Origin of the sequence: Aquitalea pelogenes, from assembly GCF_041914625.1 — a bacterium.
GTDB lineage: Bacteria > Pseudomonadota > Gammaproteobacteria > Burkholderiales > Chromobacteriaceae > Aquitalea > Aquitalea pelogenes.
This window is the reverse complement of the sequence record NZ_JAYSDA010000028.1, coordinates 15,953-29,500: the sequence shown is the minus strand read 5'-3', so window position 1 is coordinate 29,500 and position 13,548 is coordinate 15,953. Positions and strand designations below refer to the sequence as shown.

At 60.5% G+C, this 13,548-nt stretch carries 12 protein-coding genes; 8 read left to right on the top strand and 4 right to left on the bottom strand.

Features of this window, described 5'->3' with window-relative positions; translation table 11 throughout:
- Window positions 1-55: 55 nt before the first annotated feature.
- From ACE3SE_RS18265 to fabI, 3 genes are all read right to left on the bottom strand, one after another.
- The gene (locus tag ACE3SE_RS18265) at window positions 56-835 is read right to left on the bottom strand and encodes an SDR family oxidoreductase (protein WP_374557340.1); all 780 of its coding nucleotides are present in this window, start codon (window positions 833-835) and stop codon (window positions 56-58) included.
- Window positions 836-849: 14 nt separating this feature from the next.
- Entirely contained in the window at window positions 850-1,677 is an 828-nt protein-coding gene (locus tag ACE3SE_RS18260; RefSeq protein WP_374557338.1) for a MoaF C-terminal domain-containing protein, read from the bottom strand.
- A gap of 180 nt (window positions 1,678-1,857) precedes the next feature.
- The gene (fabI, locus tag ACE3SE_RS18255) at window positions 1,858-2,646 is read right to left on the bottom strand and encodes an enoyl-ACP reductase FabI (RefSeq protein ID WP_045847060.1); all 789 of its coding nucleotides are present in this window, start codon (window positions 2,644-2,646) and stop codon (window positions 1,858-1,860) included.
- Between the two features lie 308 nt (window positions 2,647-2,954).
- Here fabI and ACE3SE_RS18250 point away from each other — a divergent pair, with 308 nt between their 5' ends.
- From ACE3SE_RS18250 to ACE3SE_RS18215, 8 genes are all read left to right on the top strand, one after another.
- Window positions 2,955-4,742 carry an extracellular solute-binding protein gene (locus tag ACE3SE_RS18250; RefSeq protein WP_374557336.1) on the top strand — a complete coding sequence of 596 codons (1,788 nt, stop codon included), beginning with the start codon at window positions 2,955-2,957 and terminating at the stop codon, window positions 4,740-4,742.
- Window positions 4,743-4,744: 2 nt separating this feature from the next.
- The gene (locus ACE3SE_RS18245; RefSeq protein WP_374557334.1) at window positions 4,745-5,794 is read left to right on the top strand and encodes a microcin C ABC transporter permease YejB; all 1,050 of its coding nucleotides are present in this window, start codon (window positions 4,745-4,747) and stop codon (window positions 5,792-5,794) included.
- Window positions 5,791-6,822, top strand: a complete 1,032-nt coding sequence (locus ACE3SE_RS18240) for an ABC transporter permease (RefSeq protein ID WP_045847063.1) — start codon at window positions 5,791-5,793, stop codon at window positions 6,820-6,822. The genes ACE3SE_RS18245 and ACE3SE_RS18240 overlap by 4 nt, the downstream gene beginning before the upstream one ends.
- Window position 6,823: 1 nt before the next feature.
- Entirely contained in the window at window positions 6,824-8,401 is a 1,578-nt protein-coding gene (locus ACE3SE_RS18235) for an ABC transporter ATP-binding protein (RefSeq protein WP_374557332.1), read from the top strand.
- Window positions 8,402-8,605: 204 nt separating this feature from the next.
- Entirely contained in the window at window positions 8,606-8,932 is a 327-nt protein-coding gene (gene trxA, locus ACE3SE_RS18230) for a thioredoxin TrxA (protein WP_045847065.1), read from the top strand.
- A gap of 121 nt (window positions 8,933-9,053) precedes the next feature.
- The gene (rho, locus tag ACE3SE_RS18225; protein ID WP_045847066.1) at window positions 9,054-10,310 is read left to right on the top strand and encodes a transcription termination factor Rho; all 1,257 of its coding nucleotides are present in this window, start codon (window positions 9,054-9,056) and stop codon (window positions 10,308-10,310) included.
- 90 nt (window positions 10,311-10,400) lie between these two features.
- On the top strand, window positions 10,401-11,045 hold the full coding sequence (locus ACE3SE_RS18220) for a trimeric intracellular cation channel family protein (protein ID WP_045847067.1): 645 nt from the start codon (window positions 10,401-10,403) through the stop codon (window positions 11,043-11,045).
- Window positions 11,046-11,050: 5 nt separating this feature from the next.
- Entirely contained in the window at window positions 11,051-11,656 is a 606-nt protein-coding gene (locus ACE3SE_RS18215) for a CoA pyrophosphatase (RefSeq protein ID WP_374557329.1), read from the top strand.
- 21 nt (window positions 11,657-11,677) lie between these two features.
- On the opposite strand, the gene ACE3SE_RS18210 is transcribed toward ACE3SE_RS18215, so the two are convergent.
- Complete coding sequence (locus tag ACE3SE_RS18210) at window positions 11,678-13,546, bottom strand: sensor domain-containing diguanylate cyclase (protein ID WP_374557327.1); 1,869 nt, start codon at window positions 13,544-13,546, stop codon at window positions 11,678-11,680.
- Window positions 13,547-13,548: the final 2 nt, after the last annotated feature.

The following is a 13,548-nucleotide window of genomic DNA, read 5'->3' as shown; positions in this document are numbered from 1 at the left end:
CATGAACAACACCGCCTACATGGCGGTGTTGTCGTTTGCTGAGCCACCAATCGTTTCAGTGCAGCGCCGCCGTGCTTTCCGGCAAGGTGGCACCGCCGTCCACGATGATGGTCTGGCCGGTGATGTAGGCTGCGGCATCCGAGGCCAGAAACAGCATGGCGGCGGCAATATCTCCCGGCTCGCCCAGTCGCCCCAGTGGAATGTTGCGGGCGATGGCGGCATTCAGCTTGTCATCGCCCAGATTATCCATGGCCGGGGTGCGGATCATGCCCGGTTCCACGCCGTTGACGGTGATGCCATCACCCGCCAGTTCCAGCGCGGCCGCGCGGATGAAGCCATTGACCCCTGCCTTGGAAGCGGCATAGTGCGCCAGCCCCGGATAGGCAACCCGCGGGCCGGTCACCGATGAAGTCACCAGCATGCGTCCGCCGCCTTGCGCGCGCATGGCGGGCAGTGCGGCCTGACTCAGCCAGAACAGCGCCTGCAGATTCACCGCCAGCGTTCGTTGCAGCAGGGGCGGGGTGATGTCGGCAAACGCAGTGAGCGGGAAATAGGCTGCGTTGTGGATCAGCACATCCAGCCGGCCATATTCTGCCAGTACCTGCGCCACCAGTGCGGTGGCCTGTTCCGGCTCGGCCAGATCGCACTGGCAGGCGCTGGCCTTCAAGCCCTGTGCCCGCAAGCTGGCGGACATGGACTGGGCCGTTTCTCCCTGCACATCGGCCACCACCACCGTAGCCGCGTGGCGGGCAAACAGCTGGCTGATGGCGGCACCTATGCCTTGTGCGCCGCCGGTCACCAAGACCACTTTGCCGGCAAAATCCAGGTTCAGCATGGCTGTGCTCCGGCTCACAGTGCGTGGCTGGTGTGGTTGAGAATCTGCGTGATGGCACCCACCGGGAAGTTGGACAGCGCGCTAAAGTCGTTGCCCTGGTAGCCGAAGATCTTGCCATCGGTTTTCAGCTGTTGCAGGTCGATCAGCACCACGCCCAGCGTGGGGACAATCTTTTCCCGCCACACAAACAGATAAAGCTGCTCTGCCAGCTTGAAGTAATGGCAGCGGTCCACATCGGCCAGCCCTTGCTCCACCCCTTGCAGGCACTGCCAGGTATAGAAGTGGCTGTTCAGATAGATGTGTTCGTAGCATTCGGTGGGGCTGTAGCGGTACTGGTTGCGCAGGCCGATCAGCTCGTCGGTGCTGTGGTGCAGCGCGCTGTGTGCTGTCACCGGCTGGTCGATGCAGCCATGGGCAAAGCGGCAGTCCACGGCGGTCAGCGCCTCACCGGCCAATACACGGCTGAAGGCGGAACGGGCGACATCTTCCGCCTGTGGCAGCACCCCGGCCACGGCAGTGAACAGGCCATGTGCCAGATCCAGTACCAGGCTGAGTGAATGCCCGTGCTGCCCTTCCGGCAGGAAATCCAGCAACACGATATCGGGACGCAGGCTGCTGGCGCGGTAGCGGCCCTGGCCGCTAAAGCCTGACGCCTCTCCGTTGGTCAATGCCGTCAGTTGGCAGTCTGCGGCATTCACTTGCAAGTGGGCCCGGCTGCCATCGGCAAAATGCAGTTGCAGCTGACGGCCCTGCAGTAGCGGGCTGAAAGGCAGGATGTGGCTATCCGGGGCAAAGCCATCGGCCAGATCGCCGACCGGAATGAAAACGGGTTGATTGCTCATGCTGCGCTCCTGATGAGGGTGGGTGTGGGCGCAGTGTGCAGTGGGCTTGGCCAGGCAACCATCCACCGTATGGTGGAGCCATGCATGCAAACAGGGCGCTGTCCCGGCAGGAGAGCGCCCTGTAATGCTTATCCCGTCAGTAAACCAAACCTGAGGAGATGTGCGATGAAAGCCGCGGAATCAGGCGTCCGGCACGTTCATCGAGTTGATGCTGAAGCCGGCGTCCACATAGGTGATTTCGCCGGTGATGCCGGAGGACAGGTCCGACAGCAGGAAGGCAGCGGTGTTGCCCACTTCTTCGGTGGTCACATTGCGGCGCAGACAGGATTGGCCGGCAGCAATGGACAGCAGCTTGGAGAAGCCGGAAATGCCGGCAGCAGCCAGGGTCTTGATCGGGCCGGCGGACAGGCCGTTCACACGGATGCCGTCCTTGCCCAGGCTGGCAGCCATGAAGCGTACCGATGCTTCCAGGCTGGCCTTGGCCAGACCCATCACATTGTAGTTGGGGATGGCACGTACCGCGCCCAGGTAGGACAGGGTCAGCAGGGCACCGTTACGGCCTTGCATCATCGGGCGGGCAGCCTTGGCCAGTGCCGGGAAGCTGTAGGACGACACATCGTGTGCAGTCTGGAATGCTTCGCGGCTCAGTGCGTCCAGGAAGTCGCCTTCCAGCGATTCGCGCGGGGCGAAGGCAATGGCGTGTACCAGGCCGTCCAGGCCGTCCCACTGTTTGCCCAGGTCAACAAACAGCTGGTTGATTTCATCGTCGCTTTGTACATCGCAGCGGAACACCAGTTCGCTGCCAAAATCCTTGGCCATTTCACGTACACGATCTTCCAGCTTGTCCACCACATAGGTGAATGCCAGCTCGGCGCCTTCGCGGTGGCAGGCTTGAGCGATGCCGTAAGCGATGGAGCGGTTGGAGATCATGCCGGTAATCAGAATTTTTTTGCCTTGCAGAAAGCCCATTTGGAGTCCTTCTTGGTAGAAACAGGGGGGCATTATACCCAAGCCTGCGCTACGCTGTCGTGGGGATTGTCCTACAGCCTGCCTTCAGGACTCGGCAGGTGCTCGGAAAAAGGTTTATATCGTGGTAACAAGCGGTAAAACGGAATCAGACTGCATTCCGTTACCATGCTGAAACAGGCTATTCTAGCCACGATGAATCTTAAAATCCTGTCACTGCGGCAGCTGATGCACGGCACCGGCCTGTCCGGACAGGGATAAAAGCCATAATGATAAGCTAGTCATGATCAATTCGTAAGCCGTACAACAAGATGAAACACTTACATTGCTTGGGGGTGATGCTGCTGCTGTGGGCGTGCAGCAGCATGGCTGCGCCGTCTCAGGCGCTGGGCTATGTGCCGAAATATGCGGCAGGCTTTACACATTTTGACTACGTCAATCCGTCTGCGCCCAAGGGCGGGCGGCTGGTTTTGCCGGCACAAGGCAGTTTTGACACGCTCAACCCTTTCTCGCTCAAGGGCGACAAGGCCGATGGGGTAGAAGCCCTGACGCTGGATACCCTAGGGGTGAACAGCAAGGACGAACCTTACAGCTGTTATGGCTTGCTGGCGGACGACATGCAGCTGGCAGCCGACAAGCTGTCCGTGCGTTTTCATCTGAATGCACAGGCCCGTTTTGCCAACGGCCAGCCGGTGCAGGCCCCCGATGTGGTGGCTTCCTTCAATACCCTCACCCGCGACCGCAGCGCCGCTCCCCTGTACCGGCTGTACTGGGCGGATGTGAAGCAAGCAGTAGCGCTGGATGCCAACACCGTGCGTTTTGATTTCAAGCGCAAGAATTCCGAACTGCACATGATTCTGTGCCAGTTGCCGGTGTTTTCCCGGCAGTGGATTCCCGCTGGCAAGACGCTGGCCGACATGGTGCTGGTGCCGCCCATCGGCTCCGGCCCCTATGTGCTGAGCCAATACCAGCTGGGCAAGAACATCCGGTTTCAGCGCAATCCGCACTATTGGGCGGCCAATTTGCCGGTACGGCGCGGCATGTTCAATTTTGACGAAATCGGCTACCGCTATTACCAGGATGAAACCGCCCGGCTGGAGGCCTTCAAGGCCGGCGAGTTTGATGTTTCGGCCGAAAACATGGCCAAGCAGTGGGCGCGTGGCTATATCGGCCCCAAGTTCGACGATGGCCGCATCATCAAGAAAGTGCTGCCGCATCAGCGCTCTGCCGGCATGCAGGGCTTTGTGTTCAATCTGCGGCGGCCACAGTTTGCCGACAAACGCCTGCGCCAGGCCATCAGTCTGGCTTTTGACTTCGAATGGGCCAATCGCAACCTGTTTTATGGCCAGTACCGTCGCAGCAACAGCTTTTTCACCAATAGCGAGCTGGCTGCCAGCGGCCTGCCGGGGCCGGATGAGCTGAAGCTGCTGGAACCGCTGCGCGAGAAACTGGACCCGGCAGTATTCGGCCTGCCGGTGGAACCTCCCTTCACCGACGGACGTTATGGCATCCGCCGCAATCTGCGCGAGGCGCGTCAGCTGCTGTTCGAGGCAGGCTGGCGCTATGAGGGCGGCAAGCTGGTGGATCACATGGGCCGCCCGTTGCGCATCGAGTTTCTGACCTATTCCAAGGTATACGACCGGGTAGCCAGCGGCTGGCAGCAGAACCTGGCCAAGCTGGGAATCACCCTGACTGTGCGGGTGGTTGACCCGGCCATCTACCAGCGGCGGCTGAATGATTTTGACTACGACATGACGGTGGTGGTGTACGGGGCCAGCAACAGCCCGGGCAACGAACAGCTGGACTTCCACAGCTGCCAGGCGGCACAGACACCCGGCTCGCAAAACTGGGCCGGACTGTGCGACCCGGCGGTGGAGGCCTTGCTGCCGCAATTCCAGCACTTTGCCAGCCGGCAGCAGCTGCTTGCCGCCAGCCATGCACTGGACCGCGTGCTGCGTGCCGGCTATTACCTGGTGCCCAACTGGAATCTGCCGTATCACCGCATGGCCTGGTGGAACCGCTTTGGTCAACCGGCCAAGCTGCCGCTGTATTACAGCCCGACCACGTGGGCCATCGAAACCTGGTGGGAGAAAAAATAAGCATGTGGCGCTATATCCTGAAACGGCTGTTGCTGATGATTCCCACGCTGATCGGCGTGCTGGCGCTCACCTTTGCCATCATTCAGTTTGTGCCGGGTGGGCCGGTGGAGCAGATGGTGCAGCAACTGAGCCATGGTGGCGTGGCCGGTGAAACCACGGCCACCAGCAGCGTGTTCAAGAGCCGTGGCGGCTTGCAGCCGGAAGAGTTGCAGGCACTGCAAAAGCTGTATGGCTTTGATCAGGCGCCCTTGCAGCGTTTCGGCCACATGCTGGCAGGTTTTGCCCGTTTCGATCTTGGCGAGAGCTTTTTCCATCACCAGTCGGTGGCGCAGCTGATTCTGTCCAAGCTGCCGGTGTCGATGAGCATTGGCCTGTGGACCTTCTTCATCACCTATCTGCTGTGCATTCCGCTGGGCATTGCCAAGGCGGTGCGTGACGGCAGCCTGTTCGATCTGGCCAGCAGCACGGTGATTTTGCTGGGTTATGCCATTCCGGGTTTTGTGCTGGGGGTGGCCCTGCTGGTGTTGTTTGGTGGCGGCAGCTTCTGGCAGCTGTTTCCGCTGCGCGGGCTGGTGAGCGACAACTGGGACAGCCTGAGCCTTATCGACAAGGTGCTGGATTATCTGTGGCACATCGTGTTGCCGGTAACGGCCTCGGTGGTGGGGAATCTGGCGGTGATGACCATGCTCACCAAGAATGTGTTTCTGGAGGAAATCCGCCGTCAGTATGTGTACACCGCGCGCGCCAAGGGCTTGTCGGAGCGGGCCATCCTGTACCGCCATGTGTTCCGCAATGCGCTGATTCCGCTGATTACCGGTTTCCCGGCCGCCTTCATCGGTGCTTTTTTCACTGGCAGCCTGCTGATTGAAACCCTGTTTTCGCTGGACGGGCTGGGTCTGCTGTCTTACGAGTCCGTGATGCGGCGCGATTACCCGGTGGTGATGGGCAGCCTGTATGTGTTCACCCTGCTGGGGCTGGTGGCCAAGCTCTTGTCCGATCTGAGCTATGTGCTGGTGGACCCGCGCGTCAGTTTTGACGGAGGGGAGCGATGAGCCACGCACCCAGCCTGACACCGACCCAGCGCGCCTGGCGACGCTTTTGCCAGCACAAGCGCGGCTTTTACAGCCTGTGGCTGTTCTTGCTGTTTTTTGTCCTGTCGCTGGGGGCGGAGCTGCTGTCCAACGACCGGCCGCTGGTGGTGCGTTATCACGACCAGCTGTATTTCCCGGTGCTGTTCGATTATCAGGAAACCGCCTTTGGTGGCGATTTCGATACCGCAACCGATTATCTGGACCCCTTCATCCAGGACCAGTTTGCCCGGCCGGGCAATTTCGCCATTTATGCGCCCAACCCCTACAGCTACAACACGGTGAACTACTTTGCCGACAATCCCAATCCGGCCGCGCCATCCAACGACAATGTGCTGGGTACGGATGACCGCGGGCGTGATGTGCTGGCAAGGCTGATCTATGGTTTCAGGGTGTCGGTGCTGTTTGCGCTGGCGCTTACCGTGTCCGGCACCCTGCTGGGGGTATTGTTTGGCGCACTGCAAGGCTTTTTCGGTGGCAAGTTCGACCTGCTGCTGCAGCGTGTGCTGGAAATCTGGGGCAGCCTGCCGGAACTCTATTTGCTGATCATCCTGGCGTCCTTGTTCAACCCCAGTCTGTGGCTGCTGTTGCTGTTGCTCACGCTGTTTGGCTGGATGGGCCTGGCCGATTACGTGCGGGCAGAATTCCTGCGCAACCGGCAGATGGACTACGTGCTGGCCGCGCGTGCCAGCGGGCTGAACAGCTGGCAGATCATGTGGCGACACGTGCTGCCCAACAGCCTGACGCCGGTGCTGGCCTTCCTGCCATTCCGGGTGAGCGGGGCGATTCTGGCGCTCACCAGCCTGGATTTTCTCGGCCTTGGCGTGCCATCTTCCACGCCCAGCCTGGGCGAGCTGTTGGCACAGGGCAAGGATAATCTGGATGCCTGGTGGATTGCGCTGCCCACCTTTGTGGTGCTGACCGTCACCCTGTTATTGCTGATATTCATTGGCGAAGGCCTGCGTGCCGCGCTGGATACCCGGAAAGGCTGAGATGGAAACCCTGTTGACCGTTGCCGCGCTCAATGCCCACTTTGGCCGGCAGCAAGTCCTGTCCTCGGTCGGTTTCAGTGTGGCCGCGGGCGAAAAAGTGGCGCTGGTGGGTGAATCCGGCTCCGGCAAGACCGTCACCGCCCAGGCACTGTTGCAGCTGAATCCGGATGTGCGGCTTGCAGGCTCCATCCGCCTGGCCGGAGAAGAACTGCTGGGCGTGGGCGAGAAGCGCCTGCGGCAGATCCGTGGCCGCGACATCGCCATGATTTTTCAGGAGCCCATGCATGCGCTCAACCCGCTGTTCACCATTGGCCGGCAAATTGGCGAAACCCTGACCCTGCATCTGGGACTGAATGCCCGTGAAGCGCGGGCCGAGGCCATTCGCCTGTTGCTGCGTACCGGTATCCAGGATGCCGCCGAGAAAATCGACAGCTATCCTTTCCAGCTGTCCGGTGGTCAGCGCCAGCGCGCGATGATTGCCATGGCGCTGGCCTGCCAGCCGCGTCTGTTGATTGCCGATGAACCCACCACCGCGCTGGATGTGACGGTGCAGGCGCAAATCCTGCAATTGCTGGATGAATTGCAGCAGGAGATGGGCATGGCGGTGCTGTTCATCACCCACGACCTCAATCTGGTACGGCGCTTTGCCGACAAGGTCATCGTGATGCGTGGCGGACTGGTGGTGGAAAGCGGCAAGGTGGCGCAGGTGTTCAGCCATCCGGCCCATCCTTACACCGCCGAGCTGCTGGCCAGTCGCCCCGACAAGCTGGAGGACGATGCCGCGCCCGCAGCTGACACCCGGCCCCGGCTGCAAGCCAGCGCCATCAAGGTGAGCTATCCGGTGGCCGGTGGCTGGTTGCGCAAGCGTAATCGCACTGTATTGCAGGATGTCTCGCTGCAGGTGCCGCCGGGGCAGACGCTGGGCATTGTCGGTGAGTCCGGCTCCGGCAAGACATCGCTGGGCCTTGCCCTGCTGCGCCTGCTGCCCTGCGAGGGGGAAATCCGGCTGGATGATCTGGCATTGCATGCCTTGCATGGCGGCAAACTACGCCGTGCCCGCAAGGATTTCCAGGTGGTGTTCCAGGACCCTTTTTCCTCGCTGTCGCCACGCATGACGGTGGGGCAGATCGTCGCGGAGGGCCTGGCCTTGCACCAGCCGGGCTTAAGTGCCGCGCAGGTACGCCAGCAGGTGGTAGCCACCCTGACCGAGGTTGGCCTGCATCACGAAATGATGGAACGCTATCCGCACGAGTTTTCCGGCGGGCAGCGCCAGCGCATTGCCATTGCCCGCGCGCTGATCCTCAAGCCGCGACTGATCCTGCTGGACGAGCCTACCAGTGCACTGGATGCCACCTTGCAAAAGCAGGTGCTGCAACTGTTGCGCAGCCTGCAGCGCAAGTACGGCCTGAGCTATCTGTTCATCAGTCACGACCTGGCGGTCATCCGTGCCATCGCCCATCAGGTGCTGGTGCTGCAGGCGGGCAAGGTGGTGGAGCAGGGCCCCACTGCCCGGGTATTTGCCAGCCCGCAGCAGCCCTATACCCGCCAATTGCTGGCGGCAGCCTTGCCGACGACTTGAAAATGGCGGGGTCCGCTCCCATTGTCAGTTGACAAGCCGGATTTTTGCACGCATTTCCTGATGTGCCGCACGCTGCGCCCGACCGGGCGACAGTGGGCGGATTCTGCCGCTGCCGCCACCAGACGGCGGTTGCTCCACGCTCAGTCAATTGTTACCATCAACGGCTATCGATACTGCAAACCACCCCGAATACTAGAGGAAGCCATGAGCGATCTTATCCTGCACGTAACCGACGACTCCTTTGAACAAGACGTCCTGAAGGCCGATGTGCCGGTTCTGGTCGACTACTGGGCTGAATGGTGCGGTCCTTGCAAGATGATCGCCCCCATCCTGGACGAAGTGGCCAAGGAATACGCCGGTCGCCTGAAAGTTGCCAAGCTGAACATCGACCAGAACGAACTGACCCCGCCGAAATTCGGCATCCGCGGCATCCCGACCCTGATGATCTTCAAGGACGGCCAGGTTGCCGCCACCAAGGTGGGTGCACTGGCCAAGAGCCAGCTGGCCGCCTTCATTGACAGTCACATCTAAAGCGTCTATCCTCAGCTGAATTTCTTCAAGCAGGCGGCACATCAGCCGCCTGTCTCTTGTCTGCACCCACACCTCACAAACAGCGTTCTGCTCAATCTTTACGAGTCGACCAACGGCCGCTATGCATTTATCTGACCTCAAACACCTTCATGTATCCCAGCTCGTGGAAATGGCTATTTCCAACGAGATCGAGGGCGCGAACCGCCTGCGCAAACAAGACCTCATCTTTGCGCTTCTGAAAAACCAGGCCAAAAAAGGCGAAAGCATCTTCGGCGAGGGCACCCTGGAAGTGCTGCCGGACGGCTTCGGATTCTTGCGCAGCCCGGATACCTCGTATCTGGCCGGCCCGGATGACATCTATGTCAGCCCGTCGCAGATCCGCCGTTTCAATCTGCATACCGGTGACTCGATCGAAGGCGAAATCCGTACCCCCAAGGACGGCGAGCGCTATTTCGCACTGGTGAAGGTGGACAAGGTGAACGGCGAGCCGCCGGAGAATTCCAAGCACAAGATCCTGTTTGAAAACCTCACGCCGCTGTTCCCGACCGAACAGTTCAAGCTGGAGCGCGATATCCGCGCCGAGGAAAACATCACCGGCCGCATCATCGACCTGATTTCGCCCATCGGCAAAGGCCAGCGCGCCCTGCTGGTGGCTCCGCCGAAATCCGGTAAAACCGTGATGCTGCAACACATTGCCCACGCCATCACTGCCAATCACCCGGAAGCGGTGATGATTGTGCTGCTGATTGACGAGCGCCCGGAAGAAGTGACCGAAATGCAACGCTCGGTGAAGGGCGAGGTTGTCTCTTCCACCTTCGACGAGCCGGCCACCCGCCACGTGCAGGTTGCCGAAATGGTGATCGAAAAGGCCAAGCGTCTGGTCGAGCACAAGAAGGACGTGGTCATCCTGCTGGACTCCATCACCCGTCTGGCACGCGCCTACAACACCGTGGTACCTGCTTCGGGCAAGGTGCTGACCGGTGGTGTGGATGCCAACGCCCTGCAGCGCCCCAAGCGCTTCTTCGGTGCCGCGCGTAATGTGGAAGAGGGCGGCAGCCTGACCATCATCGCAACCGCGCTGATCGATACCGGCAGCCGTATGGACGATGTGATCTACGAAGAATTCAAGGGTACCGGCAACTGCGAAATCCATCTGGAACGTCGCATGGCGGAAAAACGCATTTTCCCGGCACTGAATATCAACCGCTCCGGCACCCGTCGTGAAGAGCTGCTGGTGCCGCAAGACCAGCTGCAACGCATCTGGGTGCTGCGCAAACTGCTGTACCCGATGGATGACATCGAGGCGATGGAATTCCTGCAGGACAAGATCAAGGCCACCAAGTCCAATCTGGCCTTCTTCGACTCCATGCGTCGCTAAACCTGACGCGGTTTTCCCGCCTGGGAAATGATGAATGAACCCGACGCCGGACCTGAGCAGGTCTGGCGTTTTTCATGGTATTGCTTGCAGATGGAATTCAGTAGCCGTTTTTTCCAGATGGAGTTGTTCTCCGCCATCGGCACCGTTGCTTTTGCCTTTTCCGGTTATCTGATCGGCGTGCGCAAGCAGCTGGATTTGCTGGGCATCGTGGTGGTGGCCCTGCTGACCGCCATTGGTGGCGGCATTTTGCGTGATGTACTGGTGGCAAGGGTGCCGCTGGTGTTCTTCAATTACAGCAGCCTCGCCATCATCGCCGCCACCCTGTTGTTGTCGGTCTTGCTGCGTTTGCACCGGCGGCAAAGCCGCACGCTGGACCGCCTGTTCATCATTGCCGATTCGCTCGGTCTGGTTGCCTTCAGCATTACCGGGGCACAGGTTGGCCTGATGTACGACCTGAACGCCTTTGGCGTGGTGTTGCTGGGTTTCATTACCGCGGTGGGTGGCGGTGTGGTGCGTGACATGATGGTGAATGACATTCCCTTCATCCTGCACAAGGATTTTTACGGCACGGTGTCCATACTGGTAGCTGGTGGCTTGTTTGTGCTGGACCAGTTGACCTGGGTCACCAGCTGGATGTTGCAGTTGCTGTTTGTGCTTGGCCTGGCCATTCGCCTGTTTGCACACTGGAGCGAGCTGGCCCTGCCCAAGATTGGCCCGCAATCAAAACAAGGATGACAGCCATGTGGCCGGCTGAAATGGTGGAGGCCCAGGCCTGGATACGCCAGCGTCTGGCAGGGTTCGAGTTTGATGGACGTGCCGGGGACATTCCCTGGCGTGTAGCCGGGGCGAAACAGCGTCCGGCGGCGGTGCTGGTGCCGCTGGTGTGGCATGACAGCGGTCCTACCGTGTTGCTCACGCGGCGGACGGAGTCGCTGTCCACCCATGCCGGGCAGGTCAGTTTTCCCGGCGGCAAGGTGGATGCCGAGGACAGCTCGGTGATTGCTGCGGCCTTGCGTGAAGCACAGGAGGAAATTGGCCTGGCGGCCGATGGCGTGACGGTGCTGGGTACGCTGCCGCAGTACGTCACCATTACCGATTTTGTCGTGACGCCAGTGGTGGCCATGCTGCAACCGCCCTTGCAGTTGCGACCGGAGCCTGGTGAAGTGGCGGAGGTGTTCGAGGTACCACTGGCGCTGGCGCTGGATGGGCGTCAGTACGAGCGGCACAGTTACGAACGTGACGGTGTGCGTGGTCAGTATCTGGCCATGCAGTGGCAGCAGTACACCATCTGGGGCGCTACCGCCGCCATGCTGCGCCTGCTGGCGCAGGCACTGGGCCAGCGCTGATGCTGCTGACCCGGCAATCGCTCATTCCGGGTTGCCGTCGCTGAGCATCAGGTCGCGACCGGCCATCTTGGCCTCGTACAGCAGCTTGTCGGCACGGCTGAGCATGCCCGACGGGCTGTCTCCCGGTCGCCAGTCGGTAATGCCGCCACTGAAGGTGACTTTTTCATCGGTGAACGGGAATACCGTGCCGGCCAATACCTGCTGCACCCGCGCCATCACTTTTTCTGCATCGCGCAAGCGGGTGCAGGGGAAAATCACCAGGAATTCTTCGCCACCAATGCGGGCACACACGTCCATGCTGCGCGTGCAGTCGATCAGCGCATTGGCCACCGCCAGCAGCACATTGTCACCGGCCTGATGGCCAAAGCGGTCATTGAACTGCTTGAAATGGTCGATATCGAATACTGCCACTGACATCGGCTGGCTGTAGCGTTCGCAACGTTGCAGCTCTTCCCGCAAGGTCTGGTCGGCATGACGGCGGTTGCACAGCCGGGTGAGCGGGTCGGTGATGGCCATTTCATTGAGCAGGCGGTTCTTTTCTTCCAGCTCGTTTTCCAGTGCCTTGCGCTGGGAAATGTCATACAGGGCAATCAGCGCGGCCGGAATCTGCTGATGCGGCATCAGTTCCACCGACACAATCGCCCAGAAACTGCTTTGGTCTTCGCGTTGCAGCTCGGTTTCCCGGTTGGCTACCGCTTCGCCGTTGCGCAGCCATTCATTGACCGGCTTCAGATGCAAGGGCAGATCCAGCAGTGCCGGCTGGCCATCATGACGCAGCGGGGCAGGGGGAATCTGCAGCATGTCGCGCGCCGGGGCATTGGCACGCAGGATGCGCATGGTTTGTGTCGCGACCAGAATCAGGGCCACCGGTGCGGTATCCAGCGTGAGCCTTGCCAGTTCCTCGCTTTCGCGGATGCGGGCAGCACTGGCGGACAATAAGCGGTTCTGCCGGATGCTGGCCAGATGACTGCGCAACGTGATCAGGGTCAGCGCGGCGGTGAACAGCCAGGCCAGTATCGCCAGCGTTGCCTTGTCATGGTAAGCGCGGGTGAAGTCTCGCTCGGCGATGCCTACCACCACGCGGAAAGGGAAGCCTTCCATCAGGCGCGAGCTGTACAGGCGGACTTCCTGATCCAGAATCGAACTGGCACGGAACTGCAGGTAATTGTCGTGGCGTTCCAGCACATCGGTGCTTTGCAGTTCGTTCAGCGGCTGCTCGGAATGCGCGTTCTGCGCCGGCCAGCTGGCTTGCAGCACCTGGCGCTGGTCCAGTACCAGGATTTCGCCAAAGCGGCCTACCGGCAGCTTGGCAACTTCGGTCTGGAAGAAGTGACGGTCCAGAATGCCCACCACCATGCCCACCGCCTCATCGTCCTGGTTCAGCAGCTTTTGCACCAGCACAATGCCATCCTGGCCATGGTCCTGCCGGGTGGAGGTAAAGCTGCCATCTTGATTGCCATTGCGGTGATACCAGCGGCAATAGTCGGTTTTCAGCTGCGAGGCGGCATTGTTGTGCTGCGTGGAGTACAGCACGTAACAGGCGCTATCCAGGATGTCGATCTGCTTGAGTTGCGGCATCTGGCGCAGCTTGCCCTGCAGCAGCAGGTCGATGCGCTGTTCCTGTTCTGCACTGAGCATGTGTTTGTTCAGCAGCATCTGCACCAGATTGCTGTCGCTGGCGCTTTTCAGGATCAGGTTGGTTTCGCGCAGGCCGGATGACAGGCGCTCTTCCAGCAGCTGTGACAAGCCCGCGGCCTGGTTGCGCGCTTCGCTTTCCCCTTGCTGCTGCGTGCCTGCCAGGTCGAGAACGACCACCAGCAGGGTGCTGAGCAGAAAGATGGCAGCCAGCCATTTGGCTAGTCTGCCCTTGTCGTGGAAGAGCGTGGGCAAGA